16 protein-coding genes and 1 tRNA gene are annotated in these 20,314 nt (G+C 65.3%); 7 read left to right on the forward strand and 10 right to left on the reverse strand.

Annotated elements, in window-relative coordinates; all coding sequences use genetic code 11:
- The first annotated feature begins 15 nt into the window (after window positions 1–15).
- The 5 genes from QNA11_RS11180 to QNA11_RS11200 all read left to right on the forward strand — a co-directional run bounded on the left by QNA11_RS11180 (window position 16) and on the right by QNA11_RS11200 (window position 6,737).
- Window positions 16–2,223 (forward strand): 3-hydroxyacyl-CoA dehydrogenase NAD-binding domain-containing protein, encoded by a 2,208-nt coding sequence (locus QNA11_RS11180; RefSeq protein WP_283483087.1) that lies wholly within the window; start codon window positions 16–18, stop codon window positions 2,221–2,223.
- A gap of 174 nt (window positions 2,224–2,397) precedes the next feature.
- Entirely contained in the window at window positions 2,398–3,222 is an 825-nt protein-coding gene (gene lgt / locus QNA11_RS11185) for a prolipoprotein diacylglyceryl transferase (RefSeq protein ID WP_283483088.1), read from the forward strand.
- Entirely contained in the window at window positions 3,219–4,301 is a 1,083-nt protein-coding gene (locus QNA11_RS11190; RefSeq protein WP_283483089.1) for a class I SAM-dependent methyltransferase, read from the forward strand. The genes lgt and QNA11_RS11190 overlap by 4 nt, the downstream gene beginning before the upstream one ends.
- 105 nt (window positions 4,302–4,406) lie before the next feature.
- Window positions 4,407–5,186: a purine nucleoside phosphorylase YfiH/LACC1 family protein gene (locus tag QNA11_RS11195; protein ID WP_283483090.1), complete on the forward strand. Its 780-nt coding sequence runs from the start codon at window positions 4,407–4,409 to the stop codon at window positions 5,184–5,186.
- A 240-nt stretch (window positions 5,187–5,426) separates the two neighbouring features.
- Window positions 5,427–6,737, forward strand: a complete 1,311-nt coding sequence (locus QNA11_RS11200; RefSeq protein ID WP_283481805.1) for an IS4 family transposase — start codon at window positions 5,427–5,429, stop codon at window positions 6,735–6,737.
- 41 nt (window positions 6,738–6,778) lie between these two features.
- Here QNA11_RS11200 and QNA11_RS11205 read toward each other — a convergent pair whose 3' ends face one another.
- Entirely contained in the window at window positions 6,779–7,801 is a 1,023-nt protein-coding gene (locus QNA11_RS11205; RefSeq protein ID WP_283483091.1) for a TonB family protein, read from the reverse strand.
- 229 nt (window positions 7,802–8,030) lie between these two features.
- Here QNA11_RS11205 and QNA11_RS11210 point away from each other — a divergent pair, with 229 nt between their 5' ends.
- Window positions 8,031–9,695, forward strand: coding sequence for a multicopper oxidase family protein (locus QNA11_RS11210; protein ID WP_283483092.1), 1,665 nt, complete (start codon window positions 8,031–8,033; stop codon window positions 9,693–9,695).
- 13 nt (window positions 9,696–9,708) lie between these two features.
- On the opposite strand, the gene QNA11_RS11215 is transcribed toward QNA11_RS11210, so the two are convergent.
- From QNA11_RS11215 to QNA11_RS11235, 5 genes are all read right to left on the reverse strand, one after another.
- Complete coding sequence (locus tag QNA11_RS11215) at window positions 9,709–9,876, reverse strand: hypothetical protein (protein ID WP_283483093.1); 168 nt, start codon at window positions 9,874–9,876, stop codon at window positions 9,709–9,711.
- 113 nt (window positions 9,877–9,989) lie between these two features.
- The gene (locus QNA11_RS11220) at window positions 9,990–10,274 is read right to left on the reverse strand and encodes a hypothetical protein (RefSeq protein ID WP_202073062.1); all 285 of its coding nucleotides are present in this window, start codon (window positions 10,272–10,274) and stop codon (window positions 9,990–9,992) included.
- Window positions 10,275–10,567: 293 nt separating this feature from the next.
- Window positions 10,568–11,371: a Spy/CpxP family protein refolding chaperone gene (locus QNA11_RS11225; protein WP_283483094.1), complete on the reverse strand. Its 804-nt coding sequence runs from the start codon at window positions 11,369–11,371 to the stop codon at window positions 10,568–10,570.
- A gap of 210 nt (window positions 11,372–11,581) precedes the next feature.
- Entirely contained in the window at window positions 11,582–15,121 is a 3,540-nt protein-coding gene (gene mfd / locus QNA11_RS11230) for a transcription-repair coupling factor (RefSeq protein ID WP_283483095.1), read from the reverse strand.
- Entirely contained in the window at window positions 15,118–15,423 is a 306-nt protein-coding gene (locus QNA11_RS11235; RefSeq protein WP_283483096.1) for an FAD assembly factor SdhE, read from the reverse strand. The genes mfd and QNA11_RS11235 overlap by 4 nt, the downstream gene beginning before the upstream one ends.
- Window positions 15,424–15,593: 170 nt before the next feature.
- On the opposite strand from QNA11_RS11235, the gene QNA11_RS11240 reads away from it, so the two are divergent.
- Window positions 15,594–15,670: transfer RNA gene (locus QNA11_RS11240), tRNA-Asp, on the forward strand.
- A gap of 119 nt (window positions 15,671–15,789) precedes the next feature.
- On the opposite strand, the gene QNA11_RS11245 is transcribed toward QNA11_RS11240, so the two are convergent.
- From QNA11_RS11245 to QNA11_RS11260, 4 genes are all read right to left on the reverse strand, one after another.
- Window positions 15,790–16,881 carry a tyrosine-type recombinase/integrase gene (locus tag QNA11_RS11245; protein ID WP_283483097.1) on the reverse strand — a complete coding sequence of 364 codons (1,092 nt, stop codon included), beginning with the start codon at window positions 16,879–16,881 and terminating at the stop codon, window positions 15,790–15,792.
- 439 nt (window positions 16,882–17,320) lie between these two features.
- Window positions 17,321–18,358, reverse strand: coding sequence for a phage recombination protein Bet (bet, locus tag QNA11_RS11250; RefSeq protein ID WP_283483098.1), 1,038 nt, complete (start codon window positions 18,356–18,358; stop codon window positions 17,321–17,323).
- 11 nt (window positions 18,359–18,369) lie between these two features.
- Window positions 18,370–19,377 carry a YqaJ viral recombinase family protein gene (locus tag QNA11_RS11255; RefSeq protein ID WP_283483099.1) on the reverse strand — a complete coding sequence of 336 codons (1,008 nt, stop codon included), beginning with the start codon at window positions 19,375–19,377 and terminating at the stop codon, window positions 18,370–18,372.
- Between the two features lie 497 nt (window positions 19,378–19,874).
- Window positions 19,875–20,252, reverse strand: a complete 378-nt coding sequence (locus QNA11_RS11260; protein ID WP_283483100.1) for a hypothetical protein — start codon at window positions 20,250–20,252, stop codon at window positions 19,875–19,877.
- Window positions 20,253–20,314 lie beyond the last annotated feature (62 nt).

A 20,314-nucleotide genomic window follows, 5' to 3' on the forward strand; every position in this document is an offset into this window, starting at 1 on the left:
TTTGGGAGCGAAACAATGAACCTCGCCAATTTCCGCTTCGAGACCGGCGCCGACGGCGTTGCGCTCCTGACCTGGGACATGCCCGGCCGCTCGATGAACGTCATCAACCCGGAGGTGATGGCGGAGCTCGACTCTGTCATCGACGCCGTGATCAACAACGCCGATATCAAAGGCTGCGTGATCGCCTCGGGCAAGAGCGCCTTCTCGGGAGGCGCCGATCTTTCCATGCTGCAGCAAGGCGCGGCGCAATACGCCAAGGCGCTCAAGGAGCAAGGCGAGGAAGTCGCGAACAAGCTCTTCTTCGACAATTCGCGCAAGCTCTCGCTGCTCTATCGGAAGCTCGAAACCTGCGGCAAGCCTTTCGCCATCGCCATCAACGGCGTGTGTCTGGGCGGCGCTTTCGAGCTGGCGCTCGCCTGCCATTATCGCGTGATGGCGGATGACGAAAAAACCAAAGTGGGTTTGCCGGAAATCAAGGTCGGCCTCTTCCCCGGCGCCGGCGGCACGCAGCGCGTCGCGCGCATCATGCAGACCGGCGACGCGCTTCAATTCCTGTTCCGCGGCGATCAGGCAAAGCCGAAAGCCGCGCTCGGCGCGAAGCTCGTGCAGGAGATTGCGCCGCGCGAGGAGATCGTGGCGCGCGCCCGCGCATGGATCGTCAATGGCGGCAAGGCGCTGGCGCCCTGGGACGTGAAGGACTTCAAGAATCCTTCCGGCAAAGTGTTCTCGCCCACCGGCATGATGATCTGGCCCGCCGCCAACGCCATTCTGCGTCGCGAGACCTACAACAACTATCCTGCAGCGCGCGCCATTCTGCATGCGGTCTATGAAGGCCTGCAATTGCCGATGGATCAGGGGCTCACCGTCGAGTCGCGCTGGTTCGCGCATATTCTGCGCTCGAAGGAAGCCGCAGCCATGATCCGCTCGCTCTTCCTCTCGAAGAACGAGCTGGAGAAGGGCGCGCATCGCCCGGCCGACGTTCCGCCAACCAATCTCAAGAAGATCGGCATTCTCGGCGCGGGCTTCATGGGCGCCGGCGTCGCCTATATCAGCGCGCTCAACGGGCTCGATGTCGTGCTCATCGACCGCGACCAGGAGAGCGCCGACAAGGGAAAAGCGACGATCGACAAGCTCATCTCGGGCTCCGTCGCCAAGGGCCGCGCCACGCCGGCGGAGAAGGATGCGCTACTTGCGCGTGTTCAAGCCACCGCCGATTACGCCGCGCTCGCGGGCTGCGATCTCGTGTTGGAAGCTGTCTTCGAAGATCGCGCGGTCAAGGCCGACGTCACCAAGCGTGCGCAGGATGTCGTGGGCGGCGATGTGATCTTCGCCTCCAACACATCGACGCTGCCGATCACCTCGCTCGCCGAGACGGCGCAAAAGCCCGAGAATTTCATCGGCATCCATTTCTTCTCGCCGGTCGAGAAGATGCTGCTCGTCGAGGTGATCGTGGGTAAAAAGACCGGCGACCGCGCGCTCGCCACGGCGCTCGATTTCATCCGCATCATCAAGAAGACGCCCATCGTCGTGAACGACACGCGCGGCTTCTACGCCAATCGCTGCGTGCTGAACTTCGTGCGCGAAGGGCAGATCATGCTCACCGAGGGCGTGCCGCCGGCGATGATCGAGAATGTCGCGCGCATGGCCGGCATGCCGGTCGGGCCGCTGTCGCTCAACGACGAAGTTGCGCTCGATCTTGGCTGGAAGATCTTGCAGGCGACAAAGAAAGACCTCGGCGATAAGGCCATCGATCCCGCCCAGGAACGCGTGCTCGGCTATATGGTCGAGAAAGAAGGCCGCTTCGGCCGCAAGAACGGCAAGGGCTTCTACGACTACCACCCGGACGGCAAGAAGAGCCTCTGGCCCGGCCTCTCGGCGCTCGCCGAGGCGAAGCTCGATCCCGACACGCTCGACGTCAAGGAGCTCGAGCAGCGCTTCCTCGTGACGCAGGCGGTCGAGGCCGCGCGCACCCTCGCCGAGGGCGTCGTCACCGATCCCCGCGAGGCCGACGTCGGCTCGATCCTCGGCTTCGGCTTTGCGCCCTTCACCGGCGGCACGCTCAGCTATATCGACGGCATGGGAACGAAGGCCTTTGTGGCGCTCTGCGACACGCTCGCCGCCAAGCACGGCCCCCGCTTCGACCCGCCGCAGCTCCTGCGCGACATGGCGGCGAAGGGCGAGACGTTCTACGGGCGCTTCGGGGCGCAGCAAAAGGCGGCGTAAAAGCGCTTTCGTCATTGCGAGGCGCGGAGCGACGAAGCAATCCAGAGCCCCGCCGCGGCCCTGGCTTGCTTCGCTTCGCTCGCAATGACGGCGTCGGGGGGACATGACATCCTCACGCGCCGCCGCTAGAAAGCTTAACGCGGCGCGACATCCGGGCCGCGCCGGACCCTTTTCATGCCCTTCTTCCTCCTGCCCTTCCCCATCGTCGATCCGGTCGCCGTCCATCTCGGCCCGCTGCCGATCCGCTGGTATGCGCTCGCTTATATCGGCGGCTTTATTTTTGGCTGGATGGGGCTACGCGCGCTCGTCTCCAATGAGCGGCTCTGGGCCGCGAACCAGCCTCGGCCGACGCGCGAGGGTGTGGACGATCTTCTGGTCAACGCCGCGCTCGGGATCATCATCGGCGGCCGGCTCGGTCATGTGCTGATCTATGACCCCTCCTTCTACCTCGCCCACCCGCTCGAGATTTTCCAAACCTGGAAGGGCGGCATGGCCTTTCACGGCGGGCTCATCGGCTGCGTGATCGGCATGTGGCTTTTCGCCCGCGCGCGCGCCCTGCCCTTCCTCACCATCTCGGATATTTGCGCGGCCGTCGCGCCGATCGGCCTGTTCTTCGGACGGCTCGCCAATTTCATTAAGCCGGAGATGTGGGGACGCCCCGCCGACGTTCCCTGGGCCATGGTTTTTCCCGGCGCTGGCGATATGCCCCGCCATCCGAGCCAGCTCTATGAAGCGGGGCTCGAAGGCGTCGCGCTGTTCATCCTTCTCTGGCTGGCCGCGCGCGGCGGCGCCTTGAGGCGGCCGGGACTGGTGACGGGGCTGTTCGGTGTCTTCTATGGCGCCGCACGCATCTTCTGCGAGTTCTTCCGCGAGCCGGACCCTGTGCAGGAAGCGCTGCCCAATGGCCTCACCATGGGCATGGCCCTGTCGCTTCCGCTCGTCGTCATCGGCGCGGTCCTTCTCCTCTTCTCGCTGCGCCGCCGGAGCGCGCTCGCATGACCGCGCTGAAACAGGAAATCGCCGCGTTGATCGCCCATGAAGGGCCGATGACGCTCGAACACTATATGAGCCTCTGCCTCGGACATCCGAGCTACGGCTATTACATGACGCGCGATCCTTTCGGCGCGGCCGGCGATTTCGTCACGGCGCCGGAGATCAGCCAGATGTTCGGCGAGCTGCTGGGCGTCTGGGCGAGCGAGGCCTGGCGCATGGCGGGCGCGCCCTCTCCCGCGCGGCTCGTCGAGCTTGGCCCCGGACGCGGCACGCTGATGTCGGACGTCTTGCGCGTCGCACGCATTGCGCCACCTTTCCTCGACGCCATCAGCGTGCATCTTGTGGAAACGAGCTCGGCGCTGCGCGCGATCCAGGAGCAGACGCTCGCCGACGCGCCGAAACCCGTGAGCTGGAGCATCGACGTCAACGACACGCCGCCGGGCCCCGCCATCATTCTCGCCAACGAGTTCTTCGACGCGCTGCCGGTGCGCCATTACGTCAAGACGGCGCAAGGCTGGCGCGAGCGGCTCGTGGGCGTCGACGCCATGGGCGAGCTCACCTTCGGGCTGTCGGACCAGGTCGAAGCCTCGTTGAACGTTCCGGCGCGCGAGGGGTCGATCATCGAGGTCGGCGCCGTCGCGCAACGCATCATGAGCGAGATCGCGGCCCGGCTGGTGCGCGAGGGCGGCGCGCTTCTCGTCATCGACTACGGCTATCTCGAAACGTCGCTCGGCGACAGTCTGCAGGCTGTGGCAAAACACGCCTATGTCGATCCGCTCGCTGCGCCCGGCGAAGCCGATCTGACCACCCATGTGGATTTCGCCGCTCTCGCTCGCGCCGCACGCGCGGCCGGCGCGAAGGTCATGGGGCCGGTGACGCAGGGGCATTTCCTGCTGCAGCTCGGCATTGAGCGTCGCGCCGAAACGCTGATGAAACGCGCGACGCCGGAGCAGCAGCGGGCGATCATCGACGCGCTCGACCGTCTGACGGGCGCGCAGGACCCGCGCCGGCAAATGGGGGCCTTGTTCAAGGTCATGGCGGTGACGCACCCCGACATGCCGGATATGCCGGGCTTCATTGTATAGATATCCCGTCATTGCGGAGCGAAACGGCGAAGCAATCCAGGGCCGTGATGTGGCGCTGGATTGCTTCGCTCCGCTCGCAATGACGGTCGTTACGGGAACGTATGCATGACCATCCCCACCGCCCTCACCGCGCCTAATCTCGACCTGCCCGGCGTGCGCCATGCCTTCTTCACCCGCGAGGGCGGCGTGTCGGAAGGCGTCTATGGCTCGCTCAATGGCGGGGTCGGCTCGATGGATGCGCCGGAGCGCGTCGCCGAGAACCGCGCGCGCATGGCCGCGCATCTTGGCGTCGCGGCGGAGCGGTTGCTGGTGCCCTATCAAATCCACTCCGCCGACGCGCTTGTCGTCAGCGCGCCCTGGGCGCCGCAGACTCGGCCGCGCTGCGACGGGCTCGTCACGCGCGAAGCCGCGCTCGCGCTCGGCGTCACGGGCGCCGATTGCGGCATGCTGCTCTTCGCCGACGCGCGCGCCGGCGTGATCGGCGCCTGCCATGCGGGTTGGAAGGGCGCGCTCACCGGCATGATCGAGTCGACCGTCGCTGCCATGGAGGCGCAGGGCGCGCGCCGCGCCGACATCCACATTGCGCTGGGCCCTGCAATCGGCGCGACGAGCTATGAGGTCGGGCCAGAGTTTTCCGCGCGCTTCACGGAGGAAGACGCGAGTTACGCACGCTTCTTCACGCCTTCGGCGCGTGACGGCCATGCCATGTTCGACCTGCAGGGCTTCATCGCCCATCGGGTTGCGCGGCTGGAGGCCGCGTCGTTTCAGGCGCTGGGAATCGACACCTACGCCGACGAGGCGCGCTGCTTCAGCTACCGCCGCAGCGTGCATCGCAAGGAGCCGGACTATGGGCGGCTCGTGTCGGCGATCGCGCTGGTTGCCTGACCCCCTCCCTGTCCCTCCCCCGCTTCGCGGGAGAGGGGACGCTCGCGATCTACATGGTAGATGAAGGTGGCAGCCTGCCCCCTCTCCCGCGAAGCGGGCTATCGAATGCACACATCGTGATTGCCTCGGTGGGGTCTGTTTGATTCCGTGGGTCGTGTATTGATTCGCGGGGTGGGGCATGGCGATTTCGTATGGACTGGGGCGGTTCGGCGACCGCCGCCTGGAAAAAGGGGGGTCTCGTTGCATCGGGGCCTCGTCGCGCGGCCGTGCGCGCGCATCCGTCGGATCGCCGGCGGGCGGCGGGCGCAGGAGGTGCGGCTCACGCGCTTCCTGCGCAATCCTGCGGTGACAGCCGAGGAGATGGCGCGGCACGCCGCCGGGCTCACAGCGGCGCGGGCGGCGGGTCGCGACATAGTGGTGGCGCAGGACACCAGCGAGCTGGCGCTCGGCGGCAAGCGCGCGCAGGCGAACGGCTATGGGCCGGTCGGCAAGGGCGGCGGGACGCGCGGCCTTTTGCTGCACGCGGCCCTGGCGCTCGACGCCGGCACGGGCGCGCTGCTCGGCCTCGCTCATGCCGAGGTCTGGAACCGCGACACGGGGGCCAAGGTCGCGGCGCGGCGCTCGCGCGCGCTCGCGGACAAGGAATCGCAGCGCTGGCTCGATGTGGCGGCGCATGCGCGCGAGGATTTCGCGGCGGCGAAGCGGATCACTGTCGTCTCGGATCGGGAGAGCGACATCTACGCGCATCTCGCGCAGCGTCCGGGCGGCGTGGAGCTGATTGTGCGCGCCTGCCAGAACCGGACGATCGCCGCAGACGGCGAGGATGCGATCGAGCTTTTGTTCCCCTTCGCCGACGGATTGGCCGAGGCGGGCCGCTTCGTCGCCGAGATCCCGGCGGCTCCGGGACGCAAGGCGCGCAAGGCGGCGCTCGCGGTCCGCGTCTCGCCGGTCACTTTGCGCAAGCCGCGCCACGGCGCGCGCGACTTGCCGGACGCGGTCGGCGTGACTTTGGTCGACGTGCGCGAGGTCGGGGCCGCGGAGGGCGTCGCGCCCATTCATTGGCGGCTTCTCACGACCTATGCGGCGACGAGCCTGGCCGAGGCGCGCCGGGTGATCGACCTCTATCGAATGCGCTGGACCATCGAGGAATTCTTCCGCACGCTGAAGACGGCGGGCTTCGAGATCGAGCAGGCCGACATCTGCGATCCGAAAGTGATGATCAAGCTGGTGGCGGCGACGGCGGTCGCCGCGGTGACGGTCATGCAACTGGTCAAGGCGCGCGACGGCGCGACCGACCAGTTGCTGACGGACGCTTTCGAGCCCGAGGACGAAGCGCTGCTGGAGGCCGTCTCGGCCAAGCTCGAGGGCGCGACGGCCCGCCAGAAGAACCCCCACCGCAAAGGCAGCCTCGCCTTCGCCGCCTGGGTCGTCGCCAGGCTCGGCGGCTGGACCGCCTATTACGGAAAGCCCGGCCCCAAAGTAATGCGCCAGGGCCTCGACGACTTTCGACGAATAAAGTTCGGAGCCGCGCTGACCTTCTACGATGTGTGAATCCGATAGCGCGATAGCGGGGGAGGGTTGGGGAGGGGGCGCTACTTCGTCGCGTAAGTAAACAACATGGAATGCGGCAGCCCTCGGGGCGGCGCCGGGAATGGCGCGGCGGCGCGCACCGCTGCGAGCGCGGCGGAGTCGAGGTCAGGCAGGCCGCTCGATTTATAGACCGCCTGATGGGTGAGATTGCCCAGCTCGTCGATATAGAAAGCCACGACGCCTTTAGAGGGCATCTGCAATGCGCGCACGCGCGGCGGAATGCGCATATGTGGCATGATGAGGCCATAGAGGATCGTCAGATAGGTCGTCTTCGCCTGGCCGCCGGCAACCGGCGACAGCTTGGGCGGCGCCGCCAGCTTGAAGTCAGGCAAAGGCGCCAAGGCCGCGACCTGATCCGCGATCGACATGGCGTCGCCTTTCTTCGCCGGCTTGTTTTCCGCGGGCTCGGGCTTCTCCGTTGGCGTTGGGCTCTTTTCGGCGCGCTCGATGATCTCGGCGTCCGGCTTGTCGTCAACCTGCTTGTCGAGCGTCGGCGCGGGCGTCTTGTCGCCTTCCGCATTGTCCTCGCCGTCCTTGAGCCCCTGCGGTTTGTCGTCCTTGGGCGCGAATTTCTCCGTCTCGTTGCGCTTTGTCTTGGCCTCCTTCGCCTCCTCCGGCGTGTTCTGCTCGCTTTTCTCCTTGCTCTCCAGCTTGGGCGCGTCGGTCGCAGGCTTCTCGTCCTCCACCGGCGGCGGCGGCGGGGGCGGCGGCTTCTGCTCCTCCTTCTTTTCCTGCGGCGGGGGCTCGGGCGGCTGCGGGGGCTCCTCCTTCTTCTCCTCGGGCGGCGGCGGCGGCTCGGTGATGACCTCGACGGGAATCTCTTCGGGGGGCGGCGGGAAATCCGCGTTGCGATCCTCCCACAGTAGAAGGGCGAGAATCGCGAGATGCAGCAGCAGGCCGATGAGAACAAAGGCCAAGAAACGCGGCCGCGGCGCCCGGCCGCCCACGCGCGGCTCGAACAGCCGCTCCATCGCAATAGCGACGAGGGCGGCGCCACGCGGCTTTTCTCTAACCGTTTCGTTCATCTCGGTGGAGGAACCCGTCCGGTGGGGCCGCTTTATGCCAACCTGGGTGAAATCGGGGTGGAATTTGCCATAAGGCCCGCCTGCTTCGCAAATCTTCTGGCGTTTTTCGGGGCGATTAATCGGGGACGATCCGAAGGACGCCTCGCTGAGCGGGGGTTTTATGCGCGCCCCGCGCCACTTATATGAGGATTAACTAATGAAATGAGCGCTCAGGCGCCAGGGAAGAATCATGCGCAACAACCTCGGCCTCACGCGCCGCAATTTCCTCTTATCCGCTGCGGCCCTGACAGTTCCCTCCTTCGCCCGAGGCGAAGCCATGGAGCATATGCCGCCGAGAACCGCTTCCGAGAGCTTCAATCCCGATGTGGACATCGAGCTCGCCTGCAAAACCGATTCTGTCCGGATTCTTTCCGGCGACGCCACCAAAGTCTGGCGCTACGCCGGCAATCTGCTCAAAGGCCCCGCCAATACGCTGATCAGCCTGCCAGACAGCTATCTCGGCCCGGTGATGCGATTCGTGAAAGGCCAGAAGATCCGCATCAGGCTCAAGAACGAGCTGCCCGAGCCGACGATTACCCATTGGCATGGGTTGCATGTGCCGATGGCAGCGGACGGCCATCCGATGGCCGCGATCGATCCCGGCCAGACCTATGTCTATGAATTCGAGATGCGCAATCGCGCCGGCTTCAATTTCTACCACCCGCATACGCATGAGGCGACGGCGACGCAGGTGTATCGCGGGCTCGCCGGCGGCATCATCGTGGAAGACGAAGAGGAGCGCGCGCTCGGCCTGCCGTCCGGTGAATTTGAAATCCCCATCGTGCTCCAGGACCGCAGCTTCACCGACAACAATCAGCTCTTTTACGGCGGCGGCATGCATCGCAGCATGTTCGGCTTTTATGGAGACAGCATCCTCGTCAACGGCCGCCCCGATTTCAGGCTCGATGTCGCGAGCCGCGCCTATCGCCTGCGTATTCTGAACGGCTCCAACGCGCGTATCTACAAGCTGCAATGGGACGACCGCACGCCGCTGACAATCATCGGCGTCGACGGCGGCCTGCTGGAGAAGCCGGAAACGCGGCCCTACGCGATGATGGCCCCGGGCGAGCGCCTCGATCTATGGGTCGATTTCAGCGGCCGGTCGGTTGGCTCAAAGCTCGTCATGCGCAGCGGAGAGTTTGACGGCCTCGTGCCGCCGATGGCGCAACGCATGAGCGGAGGGCTCATTGTCGGAGACGACTATCCGCTCTTCACCGTCACGGTGACGCGCGCCATGAGCGATAGTCCGAAGCTTCCCGAGAAGCTCTCGACGATCAAACATCATCGCCCGGAAGAGATCGCCAATCGCGAGAATCCGCGCCCCATCGCTTTGTCCATGGGGCATATGCAGGTGATGATCAACGGCCGCACTTATTCCCCCGACGATCTTTTGGACATCGAGCGCGTGCCTGTCGATACGGTGCAGCTCTTCGAAGTTTTCCACGACCATGGCGGCGGCATGGGGATGGGCATGGCCGGAATGGGCATGGGCCACGGCATGATGGGTGCGGGAATGATGGGCGGCATGGGCATGGGGGGCGGCATGATGGGCCGCGGCATGATGGGAGGCGGCATGGGCATGATGGGCATGATGAATATGGCCCATCCCGTTCATCTGCACGGCCAGCAATTCGAGGTGCTGAGCCGCACCTATGCCGGCGACGACCCGGAAGCCTATGCGACCTTCAAGGAGGGGCTGATCGACAGCGGCTTGAAGGACACGATCATCGTCACCGGAGGCGAACGTCTGCGCATCGCCAAGCCCTTCGGAGATTTCAAGGGCCGCTTCATGTATCACTGCCACAACCTCGAACATGAGGACATGGGCATGATGCGCGAGTTCTCGGTGGAGTGACGCGCGCGCCGGCCTATTCTTCGGCGTCTGTAAACAGGACGACCTCATCGGGAAGGCCGGCCGTCGCGCTCTTTTCGAAAGTAACGCCGGCGATGCGGGCGAACCCCGCCTCGCTTTCGAGCAGCACAACGGCTTCGCCCGGGAGTTGCTGGAGCTTGTTGATGAGTTCTGCGACGGTCATGGGAGCGCTCTTGCTGTCGGGGCAACGCCGTCAAGCAAGCCGCAGACCATAAGGACCGCGGGCCTTCAGGCCCGCATTTTTGGAGCGAGCCTGAAGGCTCGCGGTCCTATCGGTCAGTCGCAGACGTAGCTCAGCTCGCTCTTGCTGATCTGATCCGCCACCCAGGCGGCGCCCTTGCCCCGGTTCGCTTCAACGAAGGCCGACGCCTTGTTCAGATCGTCGCCGGATAGCGTCACATTGCACATGCGCGCGACCTGGCGGCCGATCTCGACCTTGCGGGCGACCGGCGTCGGGCGGGAAAGAACGGCGCTGACCGCCTCGACGGCGGAGGGCTTGGCGAGCGCCGGGACGGCCGTCATGGCAAGCGCAAAGCACGCGAGAACGCGAATTCGTTTCATCTCTGTCCTTTGGTTTGGATGGGCGCATTCAACGAGCGCCCGCGAGTCCGGGACGCCGCACATGGCGGTTTGGTCTCTCAAGCGGACAGCCAATAAAGCCGTGGACAATGTGACGGCTTTAGGGCCGTAGCGGGGAATCACCGCGGCGCGGGGAACAAAGCAAATGAATTCACGCAGGCGCCCGCCGTCATCGCGAGGAGCGAAGCGACGAAGCAATCCAGAGCCCCATCGCGGCCCTGGATTGCTTCGCTCCGCTCGCAATGACGGCGGGCGTTATTGGAGTTATTGGGGACTCAGTGCTGCATGCCGCCGCCGCTGTGGCCCATCATGCCGCCCATGCCCCCCATCATTCCACCCATCATGCCGCCGTCGCCCATGGACTTGCCGACCTTCATGATGCCCGTCATGGTTTCGCTGGCGATCTTCTTCTGCTCGTCGGAAAGCGCGGTGAAAAGCGGCTCGATCGCCGCCTTTTGCGCGCGCACGATCTCGAGATGGTTCGCCATGTGCTTTTCCATCATCGAGAGCTTGGCGAGCACAGGCGGCTTGGAATGATCCGGCGCCTCCTCCGCGGCCGCGCAAATCGTTTGCGCCTTCTGCGCCACGGCGCGCCACGCGTCGGCGAAGCTGTTCCACGCCGGCTGCTGCTGATCGGTCAGCCTCAGCTCCGCCTTCAGATAGGCAAGGCGTCCATCGAGATGCTCGGTGAAGCCGCACATCATCTTGTGCATCATCTTGCCCATCATGGCGCCCATGCCGGCGCCTGCGCCATGCTCTGCGCCGCCGCCGTGGTTCATTCCGCCCATCATGCCGCCCATGCCGCCCATCATGCCGCCGCCGTGTCCCATGCCGCCCATGCCTTCGCCGCCGCCATGGTGGCCCGCGTGCTCATCCGATTTCGACGCATCGCCGGTTGGCGCTTCAGCGACGGTGGCGGGGGGAGTCTGCGCCTTGCCGGGGTCGATCCATTGAACCGGCGCGGGAGCGGCGGCTCCATGCGCTGAATGGTCTACTGGCTCGGCGCGCGCCAGAACCAGGCTGCAGGCGAGCGTAAGCGCGGTCGCGCTCGTCGTCATAAAGATGGCCGGAGCTCTCATTTTTCTCTCCCTCGTACCTGAATGCGTCTTGGCCGCCGCGCCATCTCAAACAATGCCACAGAACGCCGTTCGGCGGCGCCCCGCTTATTGTCGCGTGTCAAATCGGTCGGGAGGCGGCAGGTTTCAAAGCCAAAAAACAAATGCGGCCGCTCGAAGAGCGGCCGCACGAAGCGCTATCAGAAATGCTGCAGGCGAAGAGTCGATCGCGCGTCAGCTCGGCTTTTTCTCCGCAATGCTCACGAGCGCGCGCAGGATACGCCGCGTGCCGGCGAGACGCTGCTTCATCGTGTCGAATTCGCGGATGAAGACGATGCGCATATCTTGCCGAACCTTGGCCGAAGCGCCCTGCTCCGCGACATAGCGCACGAGCCCGGCGGGGTCGGCAAAGAGATTGTCGCGGAAGGCGATGATGACCCCCTTCGGCCCCGCGTCGACCTTCTCGACATGGGCGCGGCGGCACATCGCCTTGATCGCGACGATTTCGAGAAGCTGCTCGACCTCCGGCGGAATGGGGCCGAAGCGGTCGATCATCTCGGCGGCGAAGGACTCGATGTCCTGATCGGTCTCCAGGGTCGAGAGACGCCGGTAGAGCTGCAGGCGCAGCGTGAGATCGGGGATGTATTCCTCCGGTATCGTCACCGGCGCGCCGATGGCGATCGTCGGCGACCACACTTCCTCTTCCGGCTCCTCGACGCCCGCCTTCAGCAGCGTGATCGCGTCCGAGAGCATCTGCTGATAGAGTTCGTAGCCGACTTCCTTGATATGGCCCGACTGTTCGTCGCCGAGCAGATTGCCGGCGCCGCGAATATCGAGATCGTGACTCGCGAGCTGGAAGCCGGCGCCGAGCGTATCGAGCGATTGCAGCACTTCGAGTCGTTTCTGCGCCTGCGGCGTGATGGTGCGATTGGCCGGCGTGGTGAAGAGCGCGTAAGCGCGCGTCTTGGAGCGGCCGACGCGCCCGCGCAACTGATAGAGCTGCGCAAGGCCGAACATATCGGCGCGCCACACGATGAGCGTGTTGGCGGAGGGAATATCGAGGCCGGATTCGACGATCGTCGTCGACAGCAGAATGTCGAACTTGCCGTCGTAGAAGGCCGACATTTTGTCTTCGAGCTCGCTCGGGCTCATCTGCCCATGTGCGATGACGAATTTCGCCTCCGGCAAATTCTCGCGCAGGAAAGCGGCCGCCTCTTCCAGATCCTCGATGCGCGGGCAGACGAAGAACGCCTGTCCGCCGCGATAGCGTTCGCGCAGCAAAGCTTCGCGCACGATCAATGGATCGAAGGGTGAGATGAAGCTGCGCACGGCGAGGCGATCGACCGGCGGCGTTGTGATGAGCGACAGCTCGCGCACGCCCGTCATGGCGAGCTGCAGCGTGCGCGGAATGGGCGTCGCGGAAAGCGTCAGCACATGCACTTCGGCGCGCAGCTCCTTCAAGCGCTCCTTGTGGCCGACGCCGAAATGCTGCTCCTCATCGATGATGACGAGGCCGAGGTCAGAGAAATTGACGCCCTTGCCCAATATGGCATGCGTGCCGACGAGAATTTCGACCTTGCCTTCGCCAAGCTCCTTCTTGGTCTCGCGCGCTTCCGCGGTTCCCACCATGCGCGACAGCCGTCCGATCTTGATCGGCAGGCCGGCGAAGCGTTCGGTAAAAGTCTTGTAGTGCTGACGCGCGAGCAGCGTCGTCGGCGCGACGATCGCGACCTGCTTGCCATTGATGGCCGAGCAGAAAGCGGCGCGCAGCGCGACTTCTGTCTTGCCGAAGCCGACGTCGCCGCAAACGAGCCGATCCATCGGCCGTCCCGAGGCGAGATCGTCGAGCACCGCGTCGATTGCGGCGAGCTGATCTTCGGTCTCGTCATAGGGGAATCGCGCGCAGAATTCGTCCCAGACGCCTTCCGGCGGAATGAGCTTGGGCGCCTGTCGCAATTGCCGCTGCGCGGCGATGGCGATGAGGCCCTTCGCCATTTCGCGGATGCGGTTCTTCAGCCGCGCCTTGCGCGTCTGCCAGCCGACGCCGCCTAATTTGTCGAGTTGCGCATCGGTGTCTTCGCCGCCGTAGCGGGTCAGAAGCTCGATGTTCTCGACCGGCAGATAGAGCTTGTCGCCGCCCGCGTAATGCAGCTCCAGACAATCATGCGGCGCGCCGGCGGCGGTGATCGTCTCCAGCCCGACGAAGCGGCCGATGCCGTGATCGACATGCACGACGAGATCGCCCGCCGTGAGCGCCGCGACTTCGCCGAGGAGATTTTCCGCCTTGCGCTTGCGCCGCCGGCGCACGAGACGATCGCCGAGAATGTCCTGCTCGCCCACCAGCGCATAAGCGTCGGTCTCGAAGCCATGTTCCACGCCGAGCACGGCGAGCGAGACGCTCCCCTGCCCTTTCGCCAGTGCAGCCGGCAGGGAGCCAACGAGCGCAAGCTCCTTGAGGCCATGCTCTTGCAAAACATGGCCGAGCCGCTCGCAGGAGCCGTCCGACCAGCCCGCGACAACGACCGTCTTGCCGGCGCCGCGCAGCGCCTGCACGTGATCCGCCGCCGCCTGGAAGACGTTCACTTCCGGCTCGTTGCGTTCAGGCGCGAAATCGCGGCCGACCCGCGCGCCGCAGTCGATGGCGTCGGCGCGCTCGGAGGCGAAAGGCGAGAATTGCGCGTTGGCGCGCTCGGCCAGCGCATCGCGCCACTCATCCAGTTTCAGATAAAGCGCGCTCGGCTCCAGCGGCTTGTAATTGGAGTTGGCGGGGTCGAGGTCATGCGCCTCCTTGCGGGCATCGTAATAATCGGCGACCTGCTTCACGCGCTCGCCCGCCGCTTCTTCGACCAGCGCGTCGAGCATCAAGGGCGCTTCGCCCAGATAATCGAAGAGCGTGTCCATGCGCTCATAGAAGAGCGGCAGCCAATGCTCCATGCCGTGATGGCGCCGGCCCTCGCTCACCGCCTCGTAAAGCGCGTCGCCGCGCGTCTGGCCGCCAAAACGCGCCGCGTAATTCTGGCGAAAGCGGCGCATGGTGTCGGAGGTGAGCCGCAACTCGCTCATCGGCGTGAGATCGAGCGCGCGCAACTGGCCGGTGGCGCGCTGCGTCTCGGGATCGAAGCTGCGGATCGATTCCAGCGTATCGCCGAAGAAGTCGAGACGGATCGGCGCCGGCATGCCCGGCGGAAAGAGATCGATCAATCCGCCGCGCTGGGCGTATTCGCCGGTCTCGCGCACCGTGCTGGCGCGTAGAAAGCCATTGGCCTCTAACCACAACGCCAGCTCGTCGAGCTTCACCACATTGCCCGGCGCGGCCGAGAAGCTCTCCGCCGCGATCATTTTCTTCGGCGGCACGCGCTGCAGCAGGCAATCCGCCGTCGTCGTCACGATGCGCGGGCGCTCGGCGGAGGAGCTGGCGCGCGCGAGGCGCGAAAGCGCGGTCATGCGGCGCGCGACGATATTGGCGTGCGGAGAGACGCGGTCATAGGGCTGGCAGTCCCAGCCGGGGATGTCCAATATCTCGACATCCGGATTGGCGAAGCGCAGCGCGTCTCGAAAGGCGGCCGAACGGCCGGCATCGCGCGCGACATGGACGAAGACGGCCGGGCGCCCCTCGGCCTGCCGCGCCAGCGCGCGGGCGAGATCGGCGCAAAGAAATGCGTCGAAACCTTCCGGCGCATGGGCGAACAGCAGCTTCTCGCCCTTGGCGAGACGCGCCCGCGCGCTCTCCAGCGCGCTTGCCGCGCCCTTGGTCTTCAGGGCCGTCTTATTCAATGAATCGGTCCGTCGTGCGTGTGGAAGGCGATGATGGCCTTAAGTAGGGCCGTGTCCCGCTCTTGCGGCGGCTCGGCGCCGCCCGCGAGCCAGCTCAAGAGCTCCGCGTCGGGAAGATCGAGCAGCAATTCGAGCTCGCCCAGCTCCGCCTCGGAAAGCGCGTCGATGCGGGCGTCGACAAAGCCGCCGATGAGGATGTCGAGCTCCCGCATGCCGCGCCGCCAGGCGCGAATCCGGATGCGCCGACGGCGGATGTCGCTTTCGCTCAGCCGATCGTCGCCGGCCTGTGGATAATCTGTCATGAACGGGGTCTTTTCGCCGCGACGCTAGGGAAACCGGGGGTCGCCATGCGGCATGGCTTATCCCAGCGCGACGGGAAAGAAAAGCGTTCGGCGCCTTTCGTGCGACAAGCGCTTGACATCCAAATCCCGCTGCCCTATCCCGCAGTCCTCGCGCGAACAACGCGCCGCGCGGGGGAGTAGCTCAGTTGGTTAGAGCGCCGGCCTGTCACGCCGGAGGTCGCGGGTTCGAGCCCCGTCTCTCTCGCCATTAAATCAGCAGCTTAGCAGATCGTTCCGAATCGGCGTTCCGTTGATTTTTCGGAATGCGTTCCAAAAAATTGCCGGCGGGGCGGCTTGCGCTGTGATGTTTGCCCTCGGCTTTCAAACTTACTTCCTTGCCCTTTTTCGCGCCTCATCCACCTTCCTCACTGTCTCTAAATCCACCGGCGCATAAGTCTTCTGCAAATTCGCACTCGTCGCGAAATCATTGGCCAGCTTCGTCCCGATCTGCTCCGCCCCTGCCCCACCCCGTAGCGCCTCGACGGCGCCGCTGCGGCGGAAGTCGGCGAGCGTGCGGCGCTCCCCTGCCCCAAAGGCAATTTCGCGGATGTCGCGGAAATCGTCGCCGAGCGTATCCTTGCTGTAGGGCGCGCCCGAGCGGTTGCGGAAGATCGGAGCCGCCGGCGCGATCTCGACGCTGAGCCGTGCGAGATAGGCGTCTAAGACACGCCGCGCGGGCCGCGAGAGCGTCGCGGCCGCAGCCCGCCCGGTCTTCGCGCGCGAGACCGAGAAGACATCCGGCGCCGTGCGCTGCGCCGGCGTGAGGGCGCGCACGTCGACCGGCGAGAGGCTCGAATCCCATGCGACTGCGATGATGGCCGCGAGGCCGTGGAAGCCGGCGCGCCATGCTGCTTTGACAAGGAGCCGGGCCTCGGCATGCGTCCAGAGTTCCTGCCGGCGCTGTGGTTCGTGATTGCGAATGCCAAGCGACGGATCGGAGTCGCGCTGGCAATAGCCCATGGCGGCCGCTACTCGCCAAAGAGCGCGCCAAATCTTGATGCAGCGATGCGCCTCGCGGGTCGAGACGTCGCGCTCGACCCGCAGGCGGAAACGGCTGATCAGCTCCAAAGTGACGGCGGAGGGAGCCATGGGCCCGAATATCGGCCCGATATGCTTCCAGGCTCGATCCCAGTCCTCGCGCGTGCGCTCCGCCTTGGCGGACCATTCCGGCGTCGCGCGATAGCGGCGGAACGCCTCGTCGAGGGATCCTCGCGGAGCCAATTGCATCGGCGTCGCCGCGCGGACCTTGCTCCTGATTGCCTTCCATTGCGCGTTCAGCGCTTGCGCCTTCGACCAGGCATCCGGGCCGTCCGGGCCGCAGGCGAGCGGCTCCAACCCGGCCTCGCGCATCTCGCGCGTCGGCTCCCAAAAGCCGTTGCCGCGCTTAACCCTGTAATAGGGTATCTTGATGCTTCCCATGGGTTTCCGCCGCGTCCAACGCATCAAGCCGAGCGAGCGCCGCGTCGGCCGTCGACTCCGCCATCGCGCCGCCCAGCCCGTCTCCGGCCGAGAGCAGAGCGCCCGGCGTCACGCTCGTCAAGATCGTCGCTCCATTCGCATCGAGGCGGACGGCCGCTACGGGCACGCCAGCGGCGGCAAGAGCGCGGATAGCTCGGGTCAGGTCATGCTGACGAATGGGGGCGCGGTTACTCATTCTGCGCACCTTTCAATGCGCGCGATCACCTTCCGTGCGCGGCTCAGCCGCCATTTCCGCAGCGCGCGCTGCCAAAGACACGATTCCGCGCTCTGGCGGTCCCTGCACCGACCGGCGCCCAGGTCGATCGCGTGAATGTGCGCGCGGCAACGGGCGCAGCGAGGAAGGGCGACTTTCATTTGCCTCTGCTCCAACGGCGATCGGTCACGCCCGCTCCCGCTTCTTCGTCTTCACGCCGGCTTTGGCCTCCCACCAAGCGTCATGCCCGGCCTGCCATTCCTCGGCTTCGTCGGGATCGAACTCAGACGGTGGGCGGTCGCGCGGCGTCTCATTTTCAGCAGCCTCCCAGCCAAGGCGCCACGCCAACGAGCGGTCTTCAAATAAGTCGGCCGCAGCGGAATCGGCGTGGGGGCGCTCGCCTTCGCCCGCTGCGGCCTCCGGCGCGGTGGAGGCGCCCGCGCCTGTCTCTTGGGGCTCGTCGGTGACTTCGCCTGTCTCGGGGTCGTGCTCTACCGGCGCTGCACCCGCGATCGCGTCAAGGCGGCCCGCTAGCGTGCGAGGCGCGACAATGCCATCGGCCTGCGGGATGGCCGCACCGTCGATCGTGCGCCCTTCCATTTCCTCGGCCGCGTATTCGTTCCCCACTTCTTCCGGGAATGCCGCGCGGAGCGCCGCAGCCTCGGCGCATTTATCCAACTGACCAAACGGGCGCCGACGCCACATCGAGTTGGGGCTGTTGTCGTCTTTGCCGGCGGTCGCGTAGCATTCCAGCCAGTAGACGCGTGGGCCAGGGAACGGGAGGCGTTGACCGCCAAGCAACCGATAGACCGTGACCTGGCACCACTCCGGGAACTCGATTTCGGCATTCCCTATGCGGCGCTTGATAATCTCGCCATAGCGAGCTTCATCGCGCCCGGCATATTGGCCGGTGCGAAATGCGGTCGTGCGCAGCTCGCCGATACCGGGCCAGACCGTCTCGACCATGCGCTTGAGCTGGCCATTCCACATCGGGACGATGTGAACAGGCTTCTTGAACGGGTCGAGATTGCGCGCCTTGCAGTAGGAGAGCGCAAGGATGACGCTCGACGCCTCTTTCGCGAGTGGGAAAACCGCGTCGACGAGCGCGCGCCACTCGGCTTGCCCGACCCCAAAGCGTTCTTGAAGGGCCGGGTGATAAGGGAGCCGTGCGGGAGTGATCGCGGGGACAGCGGCGCGCTTCTCGGTCGTTTCCACCATGCTCATTGCTTGTTCCTTCACTTCACCTTGACGGCGCGATAGCTGCTCGCGGCCACGGCATAGGGTTTCCGGTTGATCGTCTTCGCTTCGACGATCCGCCCGTCAGACAGCCGCCCGCGTTGGGCGTTGCCCAGCATGTGGATGATTTCCGCGTCGATGATCGCGCGCTCTTTTGAGGCTGCTGCGCCCGCGCGCTCGGCGTTTTTCAGCTTGTCGCGTTGCTCGAGCAGCTCCCAAACTCTGTCGCCGAAAAGATCGACCTCGGCGCCGTCATCCTCTGCATAGAGCTGCCCGATCACGGCGCCGTCGCGGGCATAGTCCGGCGGTGGCGGGTCGTCCTCTTCAATGCGCCGCCAGAATTCGCTGACTTCCTTACGCAACCTCGCCATGATCGCCGGCGCGCTGTTGAGCGGGATATCGATCAGCGGCACGTCGACGCCGTGCCCCACGACGATCGGCGCTACAGCCGCCCACTCTGCGCCCGTAAGCGCGGCTTCCACGATCGCCTGCACAGCGATCCAAAGCGGCGGTTCTATTTCCCCGCCCTCGTTTCGCCATTTCTGGCGAAAGACGCTCGCCTCGACGCTCTTGATCTGCACGACGCCGGGCCCGCGGGATGGATCGCGCGCCTCGACGTCCGGAGTCGCGCCCATGCGCGCGGTTGCGTCACGATAATAGGCCCGCGCCTCGCCGCTGTTGTGCCGAATGATCCAATCGGGATGTTCCTCGCGCAGCACTTGCACCGCGACCGGCTCGAGCAAGCGCCCGCGCCTAACGGGGCCCGAGTCCTCGACGTCGCTTTCGAGCGTGCCCGCCTTCGCCTGATAGAGAGAATAGGCAGTCTCCCATTCGTGCTCGCCGATGAGCGCCGCCGCGACGCTCGCCGTGATGTCGCTCGAACGCAGCGCGCGCCATGTTGGATCATCCGGGCAAGGGATGCGCTGAACTCCCGGCGGCTCGAGCTGGGAAACGACCGCTGCAGCGGCGCCGCCAAGAGAGGTTTGGGGAAAGGTCGAGATGGTCATGCCGGCTCTCGCTCCCTCGCGTCGAGCAGCATGTCTAGCCGGCCGATATCTATGAGACGGAAACGCCACGGCTCGGGCGCCCATTCCTCGTGGTAGACCTCTTCGAGATCAACAAGTGGGTTGTTAGTGAGCAACTCACTGGTCCAACCACGCACCGTGTAGATGCAACCCATTCGCGGCCGAAACGGGCAACGGGTCGACCAGTTGGCGTCATCTATGCAGACTATTTCGGTGCCCGGAGGCGTGTTCAGCGGGATCATCAGGCGACCTTTCGAAGGTCGGCTGGCGCTGGGTTGGCGCCCCGAATGATTGCGTTGAACGCATCCGCAGCTTCTTTGATGAGGCCGGCGTCCACAGGATCGAAAAACATGTAGACGCCCGCTATTGGAGAGTCGTCGACAGTGTCGCGGAGGGAAAGCCAGACAGTGCCGTTGCTTTCCTGCAACTCGAAGTGCGGCCGACCGGCAAGGTGAATTGAAGGGGCTCCGATAAACACGTCACACCCCCTGCATCGCGCGGTTGAGGGTCCCCCATTCGCGCTGCGCGTCAAAGCGCGGCGGCTCAGCGATGGAGACGATCTTTTCTTCGATGCCCTCGCTCTCGTGTTTCAGCAACGCGGCGGCGACGAGTGTGTAGAGCGGGCTCTTGCGATCGAGCCACGCGAAGCCATCAACCCATGAGCGCCTGCTTCCGGCGCCCGCAATCTCGCGGGTGGTCGCGATCTCGATATCGCCAACGGACCACTCCCCGGCGCCGTCGTATTCGACGATGGCGCGGCCCCAGGCGCGGGCCTCGAACGTCCATTCGATCCCGCAGAGCGTGTCGAAGCCGAGTGGGAGGTCTTCAAATTCGTAGGTCAACTGAAACTGTTTCATGGCTCACCTCAATTGGCGACGCCATTCATACAATTATATTTGTAACCAGTCAACAAGCATAC

Source organism: Methylocystis sp. JR02, from assembly GCF_030063565.1.
Classification (GTDB): domain Bacteria; phylum Pseudomonadota; class Alphaproteobacteria; order Rhizobiales; family Beijerinckiaceae; genus Methylocystis; species Methylocystis iwaonis.

What these genes read in the sequence shown, in the direction of transcription:
- QNA11_RS11180 (WP_283483087.1), top strand. Translation starts at nt 16, where the DNA reads ATGAACCTCGCCAATTTCCGCTTCGAGACCGGCGCCGACGGCGTTGCG.
- lgt (WP_283483088.1), top strand. Translation starts at nt 2,398, where the DNA reads ATGCCCTTCTTCCTCCTGCCCTTCCCCATCGTCGATCCGGTCGCCGTC.
- QNA11_RS11190 (WP_283483089.1), top strand. Translation starts at nt 3,219, where the DNA reads ATGACCGCGCTGAAACAGGAAATCGCCGCGTTGATCGCCCATGAAGGG.
- QNA11_RS11195 (WP_283483090.1), top strand. Translation starts at nt 4,407, where the DNA reads ATGACCATCCCCACCGCCCTCACCGCGCCTAATCTCGACCTGCCCGGC.
- QNA11_RS11205 (WP_283483091.1), bottom strand. Translation starts at nt 7,801, where the DNA reads ATGAACGAAACGGTTAGAGAAAAGCCGCGTGGCGCCGCCCTCGTCGCT.
- QNA11_RS11210 (WP_283483092.1), top strand. Translation starts at nt 8,031, where the DNA reads ATGCGCAACAACCTCGGCCTCACGCGCCGCAATTTCCTCTTATCCGCT.
- QNA11_RS11215 (WP_283483093.1), bottom strand. Translation starts at nt 9,876, where the DNA reads ATGACCGTCGCAGAACTCATCAACAAGCTCCAGCAACTCCCGGGCGAA.
- QNA11_RS11220 (WP_202073062.1), bottom strand. Translation starts at nt 10,274, where the DNA reads ATGAAACGAATTCGCGTTCTCGCGTGCTTTGCGCTTGCCATGACGGCC.
- QNA11_RS11225 (WP_283483094.1), bottom strand. Translation starts at nt 11,371, where the DNA reads ATGAGAGCTCCGGCCATCTTTATGACGACGAGCGCGACCGCGCTTACG.
- QNA11_RS11235 (WP_283483096.1), bottom strand. Translation starts at nt 15,423, where the DNA reads ATGACAGATTATCCACAGGCCGGCGACGATCGGCTGAGCGAAAGCGAC.
- QNA11_RS11245 (WP_283483097.1), bottom strand. Translation starts at nt 16,881, where the DNA reads ATGGGAAGCATCAAGATACCCTATTACAGGGTTAAGCGCGGCAACGGC.
- bet (WP_283483098.1), bottom strand. Translation starts at nt 18,358, where the DNA reads ATGAGCATGGTGGAAACGACCGAGAAGCGCGCCGCTGTCCCCGCGATC.
- QNA11_RS11255 (WP_283483099.1), bottom strand. Translation starts at nt 19,377, where the DNA reads ATGACCATCTCGACCTTTCCCCAAACCTCTCTTGGCGGCGCCGCTGCA.
- QNA11_RS11260 (WP_283483100.1), bottom strand. Translation starts at nt 20,252, where the DNA reads ATGAAACAGTTTCAGTTGACCTACGAATTTGAAGACCTCCCACTCGGC.